The organism is Thermomonospora catenispora, from assembly GCF_006363815.1.
Taxonomy (GTDB): Bacteria; Actinomycetota; Actinomycetes; order Streptosporangiales; family Streptosporangiaceae; genus Thermomonospora; species Thermomonospora catenispora.
Map to the genome: position 1 here is coordinate 122,047 of NZ_RRYT01000011.1, position 18,163 is coordinate 140,209.

General features: G+C 73.0%; 15 protein-coding genes. 10 read left to right on the forward strand and 5 right to left on the reverse strand.

Annotation, left to right across the window (positions count from 1 at the left end; genetic code table 11):
• Positions 1-4 precede the first annotated feature (4 nt).
• Together EIO00_RS11305 and EIO00_RS11310 are read right to left on the reverse strand one after the other, a co-directional pair.
• Positions 5-1,495: a long-chain-fatty-acid--CoA ligase gene (locus tag EIO00_RS11305; RefSeq protein WP_140177925.1), complete on the reverse strand. Its 1,491-nt coding sequence runs from the start codon at positions 1,493-1,495 to the stop codon at positions 5-7.
• A gap of 33 nt (positions 1,496-1,528) precedes the next feature.
• Complete coding sequence (locus tag EIO00_RS11310) at positions 1,529-2,830, reverse strand: PucR family transcriptional regulator (protein WP_241661277.1); 1,302 nt, start codon at positions 2,828-2,830, stop codon at positions 1,529-1,531.
• 310 nt (positions 2,831-3,140) lie between these two features.
• Between EIO00_RS11310 and EIO00_RS11315 the strand changes: the two genes are divergently transcribed.
• The 5 genes from EIO00_RS11315 (at position 3,141) to EIO00_RS11335 (ending at position 7,894) form a co-directional block, all read left to right on the forward strand.
• Positions 3,141-3,899, forward strand: coding sequence for an ABC transporter ATP-binding protein (locus tag EIO00_RS11315; RefSeq protein ID WP_140177929.1), 759 nt, complete (start codon positions 3,141-3,143; stop codon positions 3,897-3,899).
• 73 nt (positions 3,900-3,972) lie between these two features.
• A complete protein-coding gene (locus EIO00_RS11320) occupies positions 3,973-4,704 on the forward strand; it encodes an ABC transporter ATP-binding protein (protein ID WP_140177931.1) in 732 nt (243 codons plus the stop codon).
• 2 nt (positions 4,705-4,706) lie between these two features.
• A complete protein-coding gene (locus EIO00_RS11325) occupies positions 4,707-5,588 on the forward strand; it encodes a branched-chain amino acid ABC transporter permease (protein ID WP_140177932.1) in 882 nt (293 codons plus the stop codon).
• Positions 5,585-6,616, forward strand: coding sequence for a branched-chain amino acid ABC transporter permease (locus EIO00_RS11330; protein ID WP_140177934.1), 1,032 nt, complete (start codon positions 5,585-5,587; stop codon positions 6,614-6,616). The genes EIO00_RS11325 and EIO00_RS11330 overlap by 4 nt, the downstream gene beginning before the upstream one ends.
• Before the next feature lie 3 nt (positions 6,617-6,619).
• Positions 6,620-7,894 (forward strand): ABC transporter substrate-binding protein, encoded by a 1,275-nt coding sequence (locus EIO00_RS11335; protein ID WP_140177936.1) that lies wholly within the window; start codon positions 6,620-6,622, stop codon positions 7,892-7,894.
• Between the two features lie 120 nt (positions 7,895-8,014).
• Here EIO00_RS11335 and EIO00_RS11340 read toward each other — a convergent pair whose 3' ends face one another.
• Complete coding sequence (locus EIO00_RS11340; protein WP_140177938.1) at positions 8,015-8,575, reverse strand: dihydrofolate reductase family protein; 561 nt, start codon at positions 8,573-8,575, stop codon at positions 8,015-8,017.
• Positions 8,576-8,604: 29 nt separating this feature from the next.
• Positions 8,605-9,186 (reverse strand): NADPH-dependent FMN reductase, encoded by a 582-nt coding sequence (locus EIO00_RS11345; RefSeq protein ID WP_140177940.1) that lies wholly within the window; start codon positions 9,184-9,186, stop codon positions 8,605-8,607.
• A gap of 105 nt (positions 9,187-9,291) precedes the next feature.
• Here EIO00_RS11345 and EIO00_RS11350 point away from each other — a divergent pair, with 105 nt between their 5' ends.
• Complete coding sequence (locus EIO00_RS11350) at positions 9,292-12,489, forward strand: ATP-binding protein (RefSeq protein WP_140177942.1); 3,198 nt, start codon at positions 9,292-9,294, stop codon at positions 12,487-12,489.
• 1 nt (position 12,490) lies between these two features.
• Here the strand turns inward: EIO00_RS11350 and EIO00_RS11355 are convergent, their stop codons facing one another.
• Entirely contained in the window at positions 12,491-13,177 is a 687-nt protein-coding gene (locus EIO00_RS11355) for a phosphodiesterase (RefSeq protein WP_140177944.1), read from the reverse strand.
• A 472-nt stretch (positions 13,178-13,649) separates the two neighbouring features.
• Here EIO00_RS11355 and EIO00_RS11360 point away from each other — a divergent pair, with 472 nt between their 5' ends.
• The 4 genes from EIO00_RS11360 (at position 13,650) to EIO00_RS11370 (ending at position 18,136) form a co-directional block, all read left to right on the forward strand.
• Complete coding sequence (locus EIO00_RS11360; protein ID WP_140177946.1) at positions 13,650-15,362, forward strand: S8 family peptidase; 1,713 nt, start codon at positions 13,650-13,652, stop codon at positions 15,360-15,362.
• Between the two features lie 219 nt (positions 15,363-15,581).
• Entirely contained in the window at positions 15,582-16,847 is a 1,266-nt protein-coding gene (locus EIO00_RS11365) for a metallophosphoesterase family protein (protein ID WP_241661278.1), read from the forward strand.
• Positions 16,750-17,394 (forward strand): 5'-nucleotidase C-terminal domain-containing protein, encoded by a 645-nt coding sequence (locus tag EIO00_RS25190; protein ID WP_241661279.1) that lies wholly within the window; start codon positions 16,750-16,752, stop codon positions 17,392-17,394. The genes EIO00_RS11365 and EIO00_RS25190 overlap by 98 nt, the downstream gene beginning before the upstream one ends.
• A gap of 301 nt (positions 17,395-17,695) precedes the next feature.
• Positions 17,696-18,136 (forward strand): carboxymuconolactone decarboxylase family protein, encoded by a 441-nt coding sequence (locus EIO00_RS11370; protein ID WP_140177948.1) that lies wholly within the window; start codon positions 17,696-17,698, stop codon positions 18,134-18,136.
• The last annotated feature ends 27 nt before the right edge of the window (positions 18,137-18,163 follow it).

The following is an 18,163-nucleotide window of genomic DNA, read 5'->3' on the forward strand; positions in this document are numbered from 1 at the left end:
ACCGTCACCTCCTCGGGGGGATGTCGGACAACGGTCCGATGGCGCGTTTGAGGATCTTTCCGGTGGGACTGGTGGGAAGGTTGTCGGTGCACCTGATCAGGCGCGGGTACTTGTAGGGGGCGACCCGTTCGCGCACGAACTCGCGCAGCGCGTCCGGCTCGACCGACTCGCGCAGCGCGACCACCGCGGCGATCTCCTCGCCGAGCTCGGGGTGCGGGACGCCGAGGACGGCGGCCTGGCGGACCGCGGGATGCTCGTAGAGGACCTCCTCGATCTCCCGGGGGTAGACGGTCCGGCCGCCTCGGATGATCACGTCGCGGGACCGGTCGACCAGGTAGAAGTAGCCGTCCTCGTCGACCCGGCCCAGGTCGCCGGTGTGGAACCAGCCGTCGCGGATGGCGGCGGCGGTGGCGTCCGGGTCGTTCCAGTAGCCCTTCATCACGTTCGGGCCGCGGATCACGATCTCGCCGATCCGGCCCGGCGGCAGCTCCGTGCCGTCCTCGTCGACCACCTTCATCTCCACCCCGGCGATCGGGCGGCCGATCGAGCCGAGGCGGCTGCCGGAGCCGGCCCGGTTGGTGGCGGCGACCGGGGAGGTCTCGCTGAGCCCGTAGCCCTCGATGATCGTGCAGCCCAGCCGGGACCGGTAGGCGCGCGCCACCGCGGGGGGCAGCGCCGAGCCGCCGCTCACGCACAGGCGCAGCAGCGACAGGTCGCTGGCGCCGGGCTGGTCGAGCAGCGCGATGTACATGGTGGGCACGCCCTGCAGGACGGTCACCCCGTCCCGCCGGACGACCTCCAGCGCCCGGGCGGCGTCGAACCGCGGCATCAGGGTGACCCGGCCCCCGGCGTGCACGGTGGCGTTCAGCGTGCAGGTCTGCCCGAAGGCGTGGTAGAGCGGGAGCGCGCCCAGCACCACGTCGTCCACGCCCAGGGCGTGCATCCGCGCGACGGTGGCGGCGTTGCCGGACAGGTTGCCGTGGGTCAGCTCCACGCCCCGGGCCCGGCCGGTGGTCCCGGCGGTGTAGAGGATGACGGCCGTGTCGCCCGGCGCGGTGGGGGCGATGTCGTGGTCGGGCGTCGTCCCGCGCAGCAGCCGGCGGAACTCGTCGGGCACCACGAACAGGCAGTCGATCCCGGCGGCGGACGCCGCGGCCTCGACGGTCTCGGCGCACGCGTGCCAGGCGATCAGCAGCCGGGCGCGGCAGTCGCTCACATAAGAGGCGATCTCGCGGCGTTTCAGCAGCGGGTCCAGCGGCACCACGACCGCGCCGATCCGCAGCACCCCGTAATAGACCACCGCGAATTCCGGCACGTTCGGCAGCATGACCGCCACCCGGTCGCCGGGGCGCACTCCGCGGCGCCGCAAGAACGCACCGGTCTGGGCGCTGAGCACTTCCAGTCCGCGATAACTGAGCCTCGCCTCGTCAAGCGACAGCGCCGTCCGTGCGCCGATGCGCTCGGCGGCCGCGCGCACCCGGTCCGCGAGGTTCATGCCCCAGACGGTATGCCGGTGCTCTCCTCCTCCTCATTGGTCACGGAGACCAGTCTTTTCGCCGGCGTGTTTGTGTCCTGCGGGCAATGAGTCGTGCAGGGCGATGGCGACCAGCAGTTCCACCAGATCGGTGATGTGCCGCAGATTCCGGCCGGTGCGTTCCTGAATGCGGCGCAGCCGGTACTGGGCGGTGTTGTGGTGGATCTGCAGCATCTCGGCGGCGGCCCGCAAATTGAGGTCGGCGGCGGCGAACGCCCGGATGGTGGCGGTCAGCACCCCGCCGCGGGCCCGGTCCTCGGCGAGCAGCGCGGTGATCCGCGGGTCCACCAGGTGGCGGGCGGTGTCGTCGGCCCGCATCGCCAGGTACTGGAACGGGGTGATCCGCGGCAGCGCGGCCACTCCCCCGTCCTCGGGCACCAGCTCCAGCACCGCGCGGGCCTCCCGGTAGGCCTGCGGGATCTGCTCGATGCCGTGCACCACCGTGCTGATGCCCATGGCCAGCACGATGCCCTCGCCGAGCAGGCTCTCGCGGACCTCGGTCAGCCGATCGCACAGCTGCTCGGCCGCGGCCGACTCGTCGCCGGGGCCGAGCGCGGCGATCGCCACGATCTCCGAGTGCCGCACCACCGACAGGGTGCGCCGGCCGTTCACCGAGGTCCGGGCGAGGGCGGCGCAGGCGGCGTGCCGGGCGTCGGCGCCCTGGTCGGGTCCGCTGGCGACGGCCTGGTCGCCGGCCGCCCGCTGGGGGCCGACCAGCACCGCGGTCACCACCAGCAGCGGATCGCCCGAGCCGGGGGTCAGGCCGTGCGCGTGCGCGGCGGCCAGCTGCGGGCCGCGGGTCGGCGCCTCCCCGGCCAGCAGCGTCTCCAGCAGGTCGCGGCTCTCCCGCACCGCCTCGGCGGCGGCGTACTGCTGGAACTCCATGTACGCGTTGGCGGCGTGGGTGCTGGCGAAGTCGCAGTACCGCATCAGCGGCGCGGCCAGCGTCAACGCGGCCTCGTGCCCGGCCGACGACCGGCCGGCGCACTCCACCACCGCGTCCCAAAACACCTGCTGCCCGACCCGGAAGGCGTTGATGTAGTCGGCCAGCGTCACCCCGGCGCGGGCCCGCCGCATCGCCGCCCGGCGGGTGAAGGCGATGTCGTCCGGGGTGACCGTGCGGTCCTCCAGCAGCACCGCCAGTTTGGTGCGATAGTGCCGCAGCACTTGATCGTGTGCGTCGGCCAGGTCGTCGGGCGGCATCGCCGCATAGGCGGGGATTTCGGCGACCATGGCGGAGACCGCCCGGGCGGCCAGATCTTCAACGCGATCCAGGAGCCGGACGAGGATGCGCACGCGTTCAGCGCGGACCGGGTCCGCACCGGTGAGCGTTTCCGTGCTGAGACCACCGGCCATGTGCGGATAATCCATGCCCGTTTCAGGCGCGTCAACGGTCCGTAACAAGTCCGAGACCTGCCCCAAATGGCTACTCATCCGTAACCGGGGCGGGGCTGTGTTCAGCGGACAAGGCGCGCATCACATCTTGGGTTTCCGTGCCCAATGCGGCCGCTGACCGGCGGATTTTACGCTGACGCCCTGCTGGCGGGCCGCTCGGCTGTGCCAGTTCACACCACCCCGTTCCACTCCCACCCGCCCAGGAGGCCGGATGCTGGAGGTTCGCGATCTCACTGTCCGGTTCGGTGGCATCACCGCGCTGGACGGGGTCGGCTGCACGGTGGAGCAAGGCGAGATGGTCGGGCTGATCGGCCCGAACGGAGCCGGCAAGACCACCCTGTTCAACTGTCTGACCCGGCGGTACGACGCCGACTCCGGGTCGATCCGCTACCAGGGGCGAGACCTGTTGGCGCTGCCGCCGCACGCGATCGCCGGGCTCGGCATCGCCCGCACGTTCCAGAACCTGGGCCTGTTCAGCCGGATGTCGGTGCGCGACAACGTGCTGGTGGGCGCGCACCCGCACAGCAGGACCGGGTTCTTGTCGGCGGCGCTGTGGCTGCCGGTGCTGCGCGGCGAGGAGGCCCGGCTGCGGCGGGAGGCCGACCGGGTGCTGGAGCGCCTGGACCTGGCCGACGTCGCCGACCATCCGGCCGCCGGTCTGCCGTTCGGCACCCTCAAGCGGGTCGAGCTGGCCCGCGCCCTGGCCTCCCGGCCCCGGCTGCTGCTGCTGGACGAGCCGGTGAACGGGCTGAACCAGGCCGAGGTGGCCGAGTTCGCCACGACGCTGCGGGAGATCCGCGAGGAGTGGGACCTGACCGTGATCGTCGTGGAGCACCACATGGGGTTCGTGATGGGCACCTGCGACCGGGTGGTGTGCCTGGACTTCGGCCGCAAGATCGCCGAAGGGCCGCCCGAGGAGGTCCAGCGCGACCCCGCCGTCATCGAGGCCTATCTGGGGACGCCCGCATGACCGGGCCGAGCGAGCGCGGGCGGGCCGGCGCCGCCGGCGAGCGGCCGAGGCCGCGTCCCGGTGAGGAGCGAGCATGAAGGACACAGCCGGGGAGTTCCTGGTCGTCGAGGACCTGCACGCCGGTTACGGCGACGCGACCGTGCTGCACGGCGTGAACCTGACCGTGGCGCGCGGCGAGGTGTGCGCCATCCTCGGGCCGAACGGGGCTGGCAAGACCACCCTCCTGCGGGCGCTGTCCGGCATGGTCAAGGGCCGCGGCGCCATCCGGCTGGACGGCGCCGACCTGCTCGGGCGGTCGCCCGACGCGGTGGCCCGGCTCGGCGTCGCGCACGTCCCCGAGGGACGCGGCACGTTCATGCCGCTGACCGTCGAGGAGAACCTGCGGCTGGGGGCGTTCACCCGCCGGGACCGCGCGGCGATCGAAGAGGACCTGGAACGGGTCTACGGCTACTTCCCCGTGCTCAAGCAGCGGCTCAAACAGCCCGCGGGGAGCCTGTCGGGCGGCGAGCAGCAGATGGTGGCGCTCGGCCGGGCGCTGATGCTGCGGCCCCGGGTGCTGCTGCTGGACGAGCCGTCCCTGGGGCTGGCGCCGCTGGTCACCCGGGAGCTGTTCGGCATCGTGCAGGCCATCAACGAACAGGAGCGCACCACCGTGGTCGTCGTGGAACAGAACGCGCATCTCGCGCTGGGCATCGCGCAATGCGCGCACGTGCTGGAGACCGGGCGGATCGTGCTGTCGGGCACGGCCGACGAGATCCAGGCCGACGAGCAGGTCGCCCAGTCCTATCTCGGCTACCGGGTGTGATCATGGCCGATTTCATCCAGCAGATCGTGGTGGGGCTGGGCTCCGGAGCCATCTACGCCAGCCTGGCCCTGGCGCTGGTGCTGATCTACCGGTTCACCGGCATCGTGAACTTCGCGCAGGGCGAGCTGGCCATGTTCTCGGCCTACATCGCCTGGACGTTCCTGGACGCGGGAGTGCCGTTCTGGATCGCGCTGCCGATCACGTTGGCCATCTCCTTCGTCGGCGGGATGCTGATCGAGCGGATCGTGATCCGCCCGGTGGAGGGGGCGCCGGAGCTGACCATCGTGATCGTCACGGTGGGATTGTTCATCTTCGTCAACGCCGCCGCCGGGTGGATCTGGTCGTTCCTGATCAAGGACTTCCCCAACCCGTTCCCCGACGGGGCGCTGCGCGCCGGCGGGGTCAGCGTCGGCTACTCCACGCTCGGCGTGCTGGCGGTGGTCGGCGTGGTGATGGGGCTGCTGTACCTGCTGTTCCGGCACACCAAGATCGGCCTGGGGATGCGGGCGGTGGCGACCAACCCCGAGTCGGCGCGGCTGGTGGGCATCCGGGTCGGCTGGGTTCTGGCGCTGGGCTGGGGACTGGCCGCCACGGTCGGCGCGGTCTCGGGGATCATGGTCGCCCCGCTGCTGTTCCTGGAGCCCAACATGATGGGCGGCGTCCTGATCTACGCGTTCGCCGCCGCCACCCTCGGCGGCATGGACAGCCCGGTCGGCGCGGTGGTCGGCGGTCTGATCGTCGGCGTCGCCGAGACCCTGGCCGGGGCGTACGTGGACGTCATCGGATCGGACCTGAAGGTCGGGGTCCCGCTGGCGATCATCCTGGTGGTGCTGCTGCTGCGGCCCCAGGGCCTGTTCGGCAAGGCGGCGGTGGAGCGGGCATGAGCGAGGCCATCGAGACCCGGGAGAAGTCCACGGCGCCGGCGAGCGGACCGAGGCCCGCGCGGTCGTGGCTGCGGTTCCTGGAGCCCCGGGGCCACTGGGTGTGGATCGCGCTGGCGATCGCGTTGATCCTGCCGTTCCAGCTGGTGCCGTTCCGGGTGTTCCAGCTGACCATGGTGCTGGTCTACGCGGTGGCGCTGCTCGGGCTGAACCTGCTGGTCGGGCACGGCGGGCAGATCTCCCTGGGGCACGGGGCGTTCTTCGCGGTCGGCGCCTACACCGCGGCGATCATGATGGACCGCTGGGACACCCCCTACCCGTGGACGCTGCCGGTGGCGGCGGCGGTGACGTTCGTGCTCGGGCTCGCGCTGGGGGTGCCGGCGGCCCGGCTGCACGGGCTGTACCTGGCGCTGGTGACGCTGGCGATCGCCATCTTCCTGGTGCCGCTGCTGAAGCGGTTCGAGGACGTCACCGGCGGTTCGATGGGGCTGACGCTGAGCAAGCCGCAGCCCCCCTCCTGGACCGGGCTGGCCGAGGACCAGTGGCTGTACTTCCTGGCGCTGGCGGTCGCGGTGGCGGCGTTCGCGCTGGTCGCCGGGCTGCTGCGGTCCAGGGTCGGGCGGGCGCTGCACGCGCTGCGCGACAACGAGATCGCCGCCGAGGTGATGGGCGTGCGGCTGGCGTTCTACAAGACGCTGGCGTTCGCCTGGAGCGCGCTGCTGGCCGGGGCGGCCGGCTGCGTCTACACCTGGGTGATCGGCTTCGTGTCCCCGGACTCCTTCACCGTCAACCTCTCCATCACGCTGCTGGCCGGGATCGTGGTCGGCGGGCTCGGCTCGCAGGCCGGACCGGTCCTCGGGGGGCTGTTCGTGATGTTCGTTCCCTCGTTCGCTCAGGACATCAACCAAGGCGCGCCCGGCGTCATCTTCGGCCTGCTGATCATCGTGGTGATGTACGTGGCTCCGACGGGTCTGGCCGGGCTGGCGGGACGGGCGGTGCGCTCGTTCGACAGAACCCTCCGAAAGGAGTAGCAGATGGGTGTTTCGGCGATCCGTTGGGCGGCGGTGACCACGGCCGTGCTGCTCGCGGCGACCGCCTGCGGCCGCGGCGACGAGGCGTCGAAGGGCGCCCTGCCCGAGGAGTGCAAGGGCCAGCAGACGACGGGCATCACCGACACGAGCATCAAGATCGGCGGGATCTACCCGCTGTCGGGCCCGGCGTCGGCGTACGGCGACATCCCCAAGGGGATCAAGGCGTACTTCGACTACATCAACGCCGAGAAGAACGGCATCGACGGGCGCAAGGTCGAGTTCATCGTCCGCGACGACGGCTACCAGCCGCCCAAGGCGGTGGAGGAGGCCCGCCGCCTGGTGGAGCAGGAGCAGGTGTTCGCGCTGTTCCAGACGCTCGGCACCCCGTCCACGGCGGCGACCTGGGACTACACCAACCAGCGCAAGGTGCCGCAGGTGTTCGTGGCCACCGGCGCCTCGCAGTGGGGCACCGACAAGAACCACCCGTGGACCATCGGCTGGCAGCCCAACTACATCTCCGAGGCCCGCGTCTACGCCCAGTTCCTCAAGACCGAGAAGCCCGACGCCAAGGTCGCGGTGCTGTACCAGAACGACGACTTCGGCAAGGACCTGCTGGGCGGCTTCAAGAAGGCCATCGCCGGCTCGCAGATCAAGGTGGTCGCCGAGGAGAGCTATGAGGTCTCCGACCCGACCGTCGAACCGCAGATGCGCAACCTGGCCCGCTCGGACGCGGACGTGTTCCTCAACGTCACCACGCCCAAGTTCGGCTCGCAGGCGCTGGCGGCGGACGTGAAGAACACCGACTGGAACCCGCTGCACATCCTCAACAACGTGGCCGCCTCGATCACCGTGCTCAAGCCGGTCGGGCTCAAGAACGTCCAGGGCGTGGTCTCGGCGACCTACTACAAGGACCCCAACGACCCGCAGTGGGCCGACGACCCTGAGATGAAGCTGTACCGGGAGAAGATGGCCAAGTACGCGCCCGGCGCCGACCCCAACGTCCCCTACCACGCGTTCGGCTGGGCGGCGGCCAGCAGCTTCCACAAGGCGATGGAGGCGGCCAAGTGCCCGACCCGCGAGGGTCTGCGCGACTCGGTCCGCAACCTCAACGATGTCGAGGTGCCGATGCTGCTGCCCGGGGTCCGGCTGCAGACCGGTCCCGACGACGGCTTCCCCATCGAGTCCATGCAGATGATGCGGTTCAAGGGCGAGCGGTGGGAGCTGTTCGGCGAGGTGATCGACACCCGGAAGGTGTTCGGTCCGGTCACCGCCGACTGACCCGCCGATCGGTCCGTTCCTCCCCTCCCCCGGCCCGGCGCGCCTCCCGCGCGTCGGGCCGGGTCGCGTTCGGGGGGAGCGCCCGGTGCACCCGGCCGCGCCCCGGCGCGCGGCCGGCGGTCACCCGCCGGTCGCGGGCCGGTAGACGGCGATGATCACGCCGGTCTTGAAGATCTTGGTGTCGGCCAGCTCGAACGAGGCGGTGAAGCCCTCCGACAGCAGCAGCCCCTGCGGCTCGTTCTCCCCGGCCAGCACCGGGTGGATCCACAGCCGCAGCTCGTCCAGCAGGCCGTGCTCGATCATCAGCCGGGTGACCGGGCCGAAGCCGTACTGCAGGATGTCCTGACCGGGCTGTTCCTTGAGCCGGGCGATCTCCTCGGGGACGTTCTCGGAGATCACGGTGGTGTTCGTCCACTCGGGGTCGGTGAGCGTGGTGGACACCGCGTACTTGGGCATGGTGTTCATCCGCACCCCGAACTCGCCGGTGGCCTCCTCCATCTTCGGCCAGGCCGCCGCGAACCCCTCATAGGTCCGGCGGCCCATGATCAGCGCGTCGCAGGAGAACAGCTGGTCGCGGGCGAACTCGCTCGCCTCCTCCTGGAAGTAGGGGGCGGTCCAGATCTGCGGGTTGGAGATCACGCCGTCCAGGGAGACGTAGGTGGAGTTGATGATCTTGCGCATGGCGTCCCTCCGGTGGGTCGGACGATGGGTCAGACGGTGTAGGGGTGCTTGTCCCGGGCCTCCCGGAGGGCGCGCGCCCACCAGGTGAGCCGTTCCAGGGTGGTGCGGACGGCGGTGTTGCACTCGGCGCCGGCCTTGGGCCAGGACCCGTCCGGGGCGAACTGCTCCCAGTAGCACGGCAGGCTGATCCCGTCCCGGATCGTCACCGCGTGCAGCTCGGCGAACACCTGCCGAAGCTGTCCGGCGGCGGTCAGGCCGCCGGACTCCCGCCCGTAGGTGATCAGGGCGACCGGCTTGGCCCGCCACTCCTCGTCGAACCAGTCGAGCGCGGTCTTCAGCGGCGCCGGATAGCCGGCGTTGTATTCGGGGCAGACCACCGCGAACGCGTCGGCGGCGGCCAGCCGGGGCGCCAGCGCCCGCACCGGGGCGGGACGCTCCTCGTCGTGGTCGGGCAGCGTCTGCGGCAGCCCGGCCTCGGCCAGGTCGATCACGTCGACCTCCAGCCCGCCGTACCGGCGGGCGCGGGCGGCGAACCAGTCGGCCACGGTGGGGCCGAACCGGCCGTTGCGCGTGCTGCCGATGATCACGGCCAGCCGCAGCCGATCCGTCATCTCCGCCTCCTTTCGCGGTCTCGCCCGTCGGATCCCACGGTGCCGGAGGGCGTTTACGGCTTTCTTACGGTCTTCTTCCGGCCTGGGCGGGTTAGGGTGCGGGCCATGCGTTTCGGGGTGCTGGGCCCGCTGACGGTATGGACCGACGACGGCGCCGTCGTGCCCGTCCCGGGCCGGAAGGTCCGCGCGCTGCTGGCCGACCTGCTGGCGCACGAGGGCCGGCCGGTGCCCGCCGACCGGCTGATCGACGACCTGTGGGGCGAGCGGCCGCCCGGCGACCCGCCGGCCGCGCTGTCGGTCAAGGTCTCCCAGCTGCGCCGGGCGCTGGAGGACGCCGAGCCGGGGGCGCGGGCGCTGGTGGTCTCCCACCCGGCCGGATACCGGCTGGAGGTCGACCCGCAGCGGGTGGACGCGCTGCGGTTCCAGGCGCTGCTGGAGCGGGCCCGCGCCCAGGACGCCCCCGCCGGGAGGGCGGCGGTGCTGGCCGAGGCGCTGGCGTTGTGGCGGGGCCCGGCGTTCGCCGACTTCGCCGACGAGGCGTTCCCCCGGGCCGCCGCCGCCCGGCTGGAGGAGCTGCGGCTGGTGGCGGTGGAGGACCACGCCGAGGCGCGGCTGGCGCTGGGCGAGCACGCGGCGCTGGCCGGTGAGCTGAGCGGGCCGGCGGCGGAGCATCCGCTGCGGGAGCGGCTGCGCGCCCTGCACATGCGGGCGCTGTACGGGGCGGGCCGGCAGAGCGAGGCGCTGGAGGAGTTCGAGAGGCTGCGCACCGCCCTGGCCGAGGAGCTGGGCCTGGATCCGAGCCCGGAGCTGGTGGCGCTCCAGCGGGCGATCCTCGCCCAGGATCCCGCCTTGGACGCGCCGGCCGCGCCGAGCCCTCGGCCCGCGCCCGCACCCGCGCCCCGGACCAACCTGCCCGCGCCGGCGACCCCGCTGATCGGGCGGGAGGAGGAGCTCGCCGAGCTGACCGGGCGGCTGACCGCCGAGCGGCTGGTGACGCTGACCGGGCCGGGCGGGGTCGGCAAGACCCGGCTGGCGGTGGAGGCGGCGCATCGGACGGCGCCGGAGTTCCGGGACGGGGCGTGGCTGGTGGAGCTGGCCGGCTATGACCGGCCGACCACCGCCGAGCTGGCCGACCTGGTGGCGCGGGCGCTGGAGGTCCACGACGCGCCCGGCACGGGATTGGCCGAGGCGCTGGCGGCACGGCGGCTGCTGCTGGTGCTGGACAACTGCGAGCACGTGGTCGAGCAGGCCGCCGAGCTGGTGGAGGGGCTGCTGCGGGCCGCGTCGGGGCTGACGGTGCTGGCCACCGGCCGCGAGCCGCTGGGCCTGCCGGGCGAGGTGGTGTGGAGCGTGCCCCCGCTGGAGGTGCCCGCCCGCGACGCCGAGCCCGACCCCGAGGCGCTGGCCGCGCTCGGGGCGGTGCGGCTGTTCGTGGCGCGGGCCTCGGCGGCGGCCCGCGGCTTCCGCCTGGAGGAGGGCAACGCGGCGGCCGTGGCGATGCTGTGCCGCCGGCTGGACGGCATCCCGCTGGCGCTGGAGCTGGCCGCGACCAAGGTGCGGGCGCTGGGCGTGCACGGGCTGGTGTCCCGGCTGGACGACCGGTTCCGGCTGCTGGCGACCGCGCAGCGGGGGACGCCGCGGCGGCAGCGGACCCTGCAGGCGATGATCGGCTGGAGCTGGGATCTGCTGACCGAGCCGGAACGGGCGGTGCTGCGGCGGCTGGCGGTGCACGCGGACGGCTGCACGCTGGAGGCGGCCGAGGCGGTGTGCGCGGGGGCGGACGTGCCGGCGGGCGATGTGCTGGACCTGCTGGTGCGGCTGGTGGACCGTTCGCTGGTGGTGATGACCGAGGACGCCGCCGGACCGCGCTACCGGCTGCTGGAGTCGGTCGCCGCCTACTGCGTCGACCGGCTGGACGAGGCCGGTGAGCACGCCGAGGTCCGGGCTCGGCATCGCCGCCACTACATCGGGCTGGCCGAACGCGCCGCCTCGCGGCTGCGGGGACCGCAGCAGGCCCGCTGGCTGGAGGTGCTGGACGGCGAGGCGGCCAACCTGCGCGCCGCGTTCGACGACGCGCTCGTCCATCGGGACGCGGCGGGGGCGCTGCGGCTGGCCTGCGCGCTGAGGTGGTACTGGTTCCTGCGCGGGCGGCTGGGCGAGGCGCGGCGCACCCTGTCGGCGGCGTTGGAGCTGCCGGGCGGTCCGGCCGCGGCGCGGGCCGAGGCGACGGCGTGGCTGGCGGGCTTCGAGGCGCTGCAGGGGGAGCTGGCCGGCTGGGTCGGCCGCCGCGACGCGGCGTTGCGGCTGCTGGAGGAGGTCGGCGACCCGGGGGCGCTGGCCCACGCCCGGTGGTTCCTGGCGTTCACCGGCGGGGAGGGCGCCGACCTGGCCGCCAACGAGGAGCTGCTGAACCTCGCCGAGGAGGGCTTTCGGGCCTGCGGGGATCGCTGGGGCCAGGCCGCCGTGGCGTGCCAGCGCGCTCTGTACGCGCACTCCCGCGGCGATCTGGCCGCGTTGCGCCGCCACACCGAACGGGCGGCCCGGCTGTTCGCCCGGGTCGGCGACCGGTGGGGGCGGCTCCAGGCGGCGACCTGGCTGGGCGCGCACGCCGAGCTGAGCGGCGATCTCGACCGGGCCGAACGGCTGCAGGCCGACGCCCTGCGGCAGGCCGAGGAGCTGCGGCTGTGGCCGGATGCGGCGATGCTGCTGGGCTGGATGGGCTGGGTGGCGATGCTGCGCGGCGACCTGCGGACCGCGCGGGCGCGGTGCGAGCGTCTGCTGCCGCTGGCCGAGGAACAGGGCCACCGCCCCGCCCGCGACCTCGCCGAGGTCACGTTGGCCTGGGCGGCGGCGCGCGGCGGCGATCTGGAGACCGCCGAGGAGCTGCTGCACGGGCAGCTGGAGTCGGTGGAGCGCGACCCCGGCGACGCGCCGCCGATGCATCTGACGCTGGTGCTGACCGGGCTGGGCCAGGTGGCGGAGCGCCGCGGCGACGCCGAGCTGGCCTGGAAGCGCTACCACGAGGCCCTGACGATCGCGGTCCGCTACGACGGGCCCCGGGACACCGCGTTCTCCCTGGAGGGGATGGCGGCCGCGCGGGTCCTGGCGGACCGTCCCGCCGAGGCGGCCCGGCTGCTGGGCACGGCGGCGGCGGTCCGGCGCGCCCGCGGGCTCGCCCCCGGCCCCTCCGAACGCGTCGACCTCGACCGGCTCACCGAGCGGATCCGCGCCGCCCTGCCCGAGGCGGACTTCGACGCCGAGCACGAGCGCGGCGCGTCCCTCTCCCCCGCCGACTGGCTGTAGGTCAGCGCCGGGCCGCCGCCCGCCGGCCCGGGGCGGGCCGGCCCGCGCCGCGGCGGGACCGGGCGTAGGACAGGCGGCGGAACCGCTGGAAAGGGCCGGCCGGGCGCAGCCCGGGCAGGCGGTTGAGCTGCGGGTCGAACGCCCCGGCCTCGGGTGAGCCGCCCGGCAGCGGGGTGTGGATCCGCAGCGTCCCCCACGGCCGCCACCGCCCCGCCGGCGACGCCGTGGCCAGCTCGAACGTCAGCGGCTCGGTGCGGATCGCCGCGTCGAGCACGGCCAGGTCGCAGGGCACGCGCCGGCCGGGCGCGGGCAGCAGGCCCAGCACGCGCAGGTCGCCGCCCACCTCATAGGGCAGCAGCGTGGTGTAGGGGACGGTGAACGACCGGCGCACCCGCAGCAGGTGCCGGGTCACCGGCCCGGTCCCGGTCGTGGCGAACAGCAGGTCCACCGCCCCGGCCGCCGCGGGCACCCGGAACGCGACGCCCAGGATGTCGGGCAGGCCGCCGGGGGTGGAGACGGATTTGGAGATCCGCACCGCGATCTCGTGATCGCCCGCCTCGAGCGGGGTGTTCATCGTGCCGATCAGGTGCAGCGTCGCCCGGTAGTCCCGGCCGTGGGGGTGCAGCGCGCGGTCGTGCCGCAGCCGCGCGGCGACCTGGAACGGGACGCTGAGGATCTCCGCGATCACCTCGTCCCCCTCGGCGGACGCGGACGGTCGGAGGGACGCTCCCGCGATCGCCGCCTCGGCCGGTCGGCCCGGATCCGAGGGGGACGCCCCGGCTCCGCGGCACGGAGCCGGGGCCGGTCGGCGGCGTGAACCCGCCGAAGCGGATGAGCGCGGCGGCGTTCCCGGGGAACGCCGTCGATGAACGTCGCCGCGTCCCGGGCGAGGGCCGGGCCGGACCCGTTCGGTCGTGCGGCCATGGGCGCATCCTCTCCGCCGGCCGCCCCGGCGGCGGCCGGGCATGCACAGCGCCCTTACCCTGCAAAAAGACCGATATTCGCCTTGTTGAGGTGACTTTTCAGCAAAGCCGCCATCGCACTTCTTCACACAATAGGTTCCGTTTTGTGATCTGCGCGAGGGTCGTCACGAATGGAGGGAATGAGTAGCGTCGCCTGGCGGGTCACGAGCCAGGCCTTTCCCTTACAGGAGGTGTGAAGTGCGGCGAGTCGTCCTCGCAGCCACCGGCGTCGTCACCTTGACGACGTTGGCGCTCCCCGCATACGCGGGACCGACCAAACCGCAGGCCACCGGGCAGGCGGCCGAATACGTCGTCCTCTACGAGAAGGGCGCCTCCCTGGAGAAGGCCCGCGCGGCGATCAAGGCGGCCGGGGGGACCATCCTGCGGGAGAACACCGCGATCGGGGTCGCCACGGTCCGGACCGCCAACGCCCGCTTCGTCGCCGAGGCCGGCCGGCGGGACGGCCTGGTGGGCGCCGCCGCCAACCGCACCATCGGCCAGGTGCCCAAGACCGTCCGGGTCGCCCGCGCCCAGGAGAACGTCGAGAAGGAGGGCCGCGGCGTCACCGGGCGGCGAGGGCCCGCCCGCGGCGAGAAGGGCTCCGAGCCGCTGTCCCACCTGCAGTGGGACATGAAGCAGATCGGCGCCACCGACAAGGGCTCCTACAAGGTCGAAAAGGGCGACAAGCGGGTGCTGGTCGGCGTCATCGACACCGGCATCGACGGATCGCACCCCGACATCGCGCCCAACTTCAACCGCAAGCTGAGCCGCAACTTCACCGTCGACATCCCGGTGGACGCCAACGGCGACGAGGTCGACGGGCCGTGCGAGTACGACGGCTGCGTGGACCCGCCGGACGTGGACCACAACGACCACGGCACGCACGTCGCCTCCACCATCGCCTCGCCGCTCAACGGGCTGGGCATGGCCGGCGTCGCGCCCAAGGTGTCGCTGGTCAACCTGCGCGCCGGACAGGACTCGGGCTACTTCTTCCTGCAGCCCACCGTGGACGCGCTGACCTACGCCGCCGACAACGGCATCGACGTGGTCAACATGTCGTTCTACGTGGACCCGTGGCTGTTCTACTGCACGGACAACCCGGCCGACCCGCCGGCCGACCAGGCCGAGCAGCGGATCACCATCCAGGCCGTGCAGCGGGCCCTGGACTACGCCCGCAGCAAGGGCGTGACGCTGGTGGCGGCGGCCGGCAACCAGGCGGCCGACTACACCAAGCCCTACATCGACACCACCAGCCCGAACTTCGCCTCTGAGCCGGGCGAGACCCCGCGGACCCGCGAGATCCCGCCGAGCTGCCTGTCGCTGCCCGCGGAGGGCAAGGGCGTCATCCCGGTGTCGGCGACCGGCCCGAGCAAGCGCAAGTCCTACTACTCCAGCTTCGGCAACGGCTACATCGCGGTCGCGGCGCCCGGCGGCGACAAGTACGACACCGCCGACCGCAAGCTCGACGACAACGCCGGGATCTGGGCCGCCTACCCCGAGAGCCTGGCGCGGGCGCGCGGCGAGCTGAACCCCGACGGCACCCCGAACGTGCCGTACATCCTCCGCAGCTGCAAGGGCAACACCTGCGCCTACTACCAGTCGATCCAGGGCACCTCGATGGCCGCGCCGCACGTGACCGGGGTCGCCGCGCTGATCGTCAGCAAGTACGGCCACAAGGACCGCCGGGGCGGCCTGACGCTGGACCCGCGGATCACCGAGTCGATCCTGCGCTCGACCGCCGTCGAGACCGCCTGCCCGCCCGGCGGCGACTACACCTACGAGCGGTTCGTGCGCCAGTCCGACGGCTCCTACACCCGGGTGGTCGACACCCACACCTGTGAGGGCTCCAAGAAGAACAACGGGTTCTACGGCAACGGCATCGTCAACGCCCTGAACGCCGTCCGCCGCTGATCCCTCGTCCCGATGCGGTCCCGCGCCCGGCCGTCCGGCGGGTGCGGGGCCGCACCCCTTTGGAGCCGGCCCCAGGAGCCGTCGTGTGCGGCCGTTCCGCCGACCCGCGGACGGATCCCCTGGCACGGTGTCCTCGGCACGTCATCGCCCGACACATCGACCGACACATCGACCGCGGCCGCCGCGGACCCGGCGGCCGCTCGAGCCCAGGAGCCTTCGTTGACATCGCATGCACGCTCACGACGCCTGATCACGGCGGCCGCGGCCGCCGTCCTCGCCCTGGCGGGACCGCTGGCGCCCGCCGCCTCCGCCGCCCCCGCCCACAAGGTCGACTTCCAATTGACCGTCCTGCACAACAACGACGGCGAATCGAAATTGCTGGGCGCTCCCGAACAGCCCGACTTCGGGGGCGTGGCGCGTTTCGCCGCCCTGGTCGGCAAGCTGCGCGCCGAGGCCGAGAAGGGCGGCCGGCGCGGCGCGATCGTGGTCTCCTCCGGCGACAACTTCCTGGCCGGGCCGGAATTCACCGCCAGCCTCCGCAAGGGCGTGCCGTTCTATGACGCGCTGGCCCTCAAGGCCGTCGGATACGACGCGGTGGCGATCGGCAACCACGAGTTCGACTTCGGCCCCGACACCCTGGCCGACTTCATCGAGAGCTTCGGCGTCCACGGCCCGCCGTTCCTGTCGGTCAACCTCGACATGAGCGACGAGGAGCGGCTGGCCGCGCTGGTCGAGCGGGGCCGCATCGTCTCCTCGACCACCGTCCGCCGCAAGGGCGAGCGGATCGGCATCGTCGGCGCCACCACCCCCGCGCTGGCCTCCGTCTCCAGCCCGCGCCGGGTCAAGGTGCTGCAGAACGTGGCCGAGCTGATCCAGGCCGAGGTGGACGCGCTGTCCCGGCGCGGCGTGGACAAGATCGTCCTGATCAGCCATCTGCAGGGCCTGGCCGAGGACCGGGCGCTGATCCCGCGGCTGCGGGACGTCGACATCGTCATCGCCGGCGGCGGCGACGAGCTGATGGCCTCCGACACCACCCCGCTCGTCCCCGGCGACGCCATCACCCCCGACCCCGCCACCGGCGAGCCGCTGCGCTACCCCCTGTACGTCAAGGACGGCACCGGGACCGACGTGCCGGTGGTGACCACGGCGGGCGACTACAAGTACGTCGGCCGGCTGGTGGTGGACTTCGACCGGAACGGCAAGGTCATCGGCGTCGACCGCTCCAGCGGCCCGGTCCGGGTGTCGGGCGTGGCCCCCGACGCCGTCGCCCCCCCACCCCACGGTGCAGCGCACCGTCGCAGAGCCGGTGCAGCGGTTCGTGGACGGGATGGCCTCCAACGTCGTCGCCCAGTCCGCGGTCGCCCTGGACGGCCGTCGCGAGCCCGGGGTGCGCACCCAGGAGACCAACCTCGGGAACCTGACGGCCGACGCGCTGCTGGCCGCCGGCCGCAAGAACGCCGCCTCCTACGGCGTCACCCCGCCTGATGTGGCCCTGCAGAACGGCGGCGGCATCCGCAACAACGGCCTGATCCCCGCCGGGCCGATCACCGAGCTGGACACCTTCTCCATCGCCCCGTTCGGCAACTTCGTGTCCGTGGTGCCGAACGTCCCGCGCGCCCAGTTCAAGGAGATCCTGGAGAACGCCGTCTCCCGCATCCCCGTCGCCGACGGCCGGTTCGCCCAGGTGGCCGGGTTCCGCTTCGAATACGACCCCGACGGCACCGCCCAGGTCGTCACCGACGACGGCACCGTGGTGACCCCCGGCACCCGCGTCCGCACCGTCGTCCTCGACGACGGCACCACGATCGTCGAGAACGGGCAGGTCGTTCCCGGGCCCGCGCTGTCGGTGGCCACCAACGACTTCAGCGCCCGCGGCGGCGACCAGTGGCCGTTCCGCGGCCTGCCGTTCACCACGGTCGGCGTCACCTACCAGCAGGCCCTGCTGACCTACATCACCGACGACCTGAACGGCCGGATCACCGCCGAGGACTACCCCGAGACCGGCTCCGGCCGCATCACGGTCGTCTCCTGACGGCTCGGGCCGCGGGCCCGCACGACGCCCCGCCTCGGTCGCCGAGGCGGGGCGTCCGCCTTTTCCCGGCGCCTCCTCCCGGCGCCTCCCGGCCTCTCTCGGCGTCCCTTCGCGCGCCGCCGGCCCGAACCCGCCCTCTCTCCTCCGCCTCCGGCGTCCTCGGAGCCGCCGCCCGCGGAGGCGCGCCGGCGGACGGCGCCGCTCCGCGGGACCGTCCGGCGCGCGGGAGAGGCGTCCGGGCCGAATCGCCCGTCACACGCACCGGGGTCGCGTCGTCTCCCTGGCGAGGAAAGGAGAGACGATGCCCAGACTGGATCTGATGGCCGCCGCGGCCGGGCCGTACAAGGCGTTCCTCCAGGCCAACGCCGCGATCGCCGAGGGCCCGCTGGACCACCGCCTGTGGAAGCTGGTCGAGCTGCGGGTCTCCCAGCTCAACGGCTGCGTGTTCTGCATCGACATGCACTCCCACGACGCCCTGGAGCACGGCGAGGAGATCGACCGGCTGCTCCAGGTCGCCGCCTGGCGGGAGTCGGAGCTGTTCACCGAGGCGGAACGGGCGGCGCTGGGCTACGCCGAGGCCGCCACCCGGCTCGGCGGGCACGGCGTGCCCGATGAGGTGTGGGACGCGGTGACCGAGCACTTCTCCCCCGAGGAGGCCGGTCATCTGGTGGCGGCGGTGGCGTTGATCAACGCCTTCAACCGGATCGCCGTCCCGCTGCAGAAGAAGCCGCCGCGCCGCTGATCGGCGTTCCCGAGCGCGGGCGGGTCG

Bases quoted from the DNA above. Each gene is read 5' to 3' on its own strand.
- EIO00_RS11305 (WP_140177925.1), bottom strand. From the start codon at position 1,495: ATGAACCTCGCGGACCGGGTGCGCGCGGCCGCCGAGCGCATCGGCGCA.
- EIO00_RS11315 (WP_140177929.1), top strand. From the start codon at position 3,141: ATGCTGGAGGTTCGCGATCTCACTGTCCGGTTCGGTGGCATCACCGCG.
- EIO00_RS11320 (WP_140177931.1), top strand. From the start codon at position 3,973: ATGAAGGACACAGCCGGGGAGTTCCTGGTCGTCGAGGACCTGCACGCC.
- EIO00_RS11325 (WP_140177932.1), top strand. From the start codon at position 4,707: ATGGCCGATTTCATCCAGCAGATCGTGGTGGGGCTGGGCTCCGGAGCC.
- EIO00_RS11330 (WP_140177934.1), top strand. From the start codon at position 5,585: ATGAGCGAGGCCATCGAGACCCGGGAGAAGTCCACGGCGCCGGCGAGC.
- EIO00_RS11335 (WP_140177936.1), top strand. From the start codon at position 6,620: ATGGGTGTTTCGGCGATCCGTTGGGCGGCGGTGACCACGGCCGTGCTG.
- EIO00_RS11340 (WP_140177938.1), bottom strand. From the start codon at position 8,575: ATGCGCAAGATCATCAACTCCACCTACGTCTCCCTGGACGGCGTGATC.
- EIO00_RS11345 (WP_140177940.1), bottom strand. From the start codon at position 9,186: ATGACGGATCGGCTGCGGCTGGCCGTGATCATCGGCAGCACGCGCAAC.
- EIO00_RS11350 (WP_140177942.1), top strand. From the start codon at position 9,292: ATGCGTTTCGGGGTGCTGGGCCCGCTGACGGTATGGACCGACGACGGC.
- EIO00_RS11370 (WP_140177948.1), top strand. From the start codon at position 17,696: ATGCCCAGACTGGATCTGATGGCCGCCGCGGCCGGGCCGTACAAGGCG.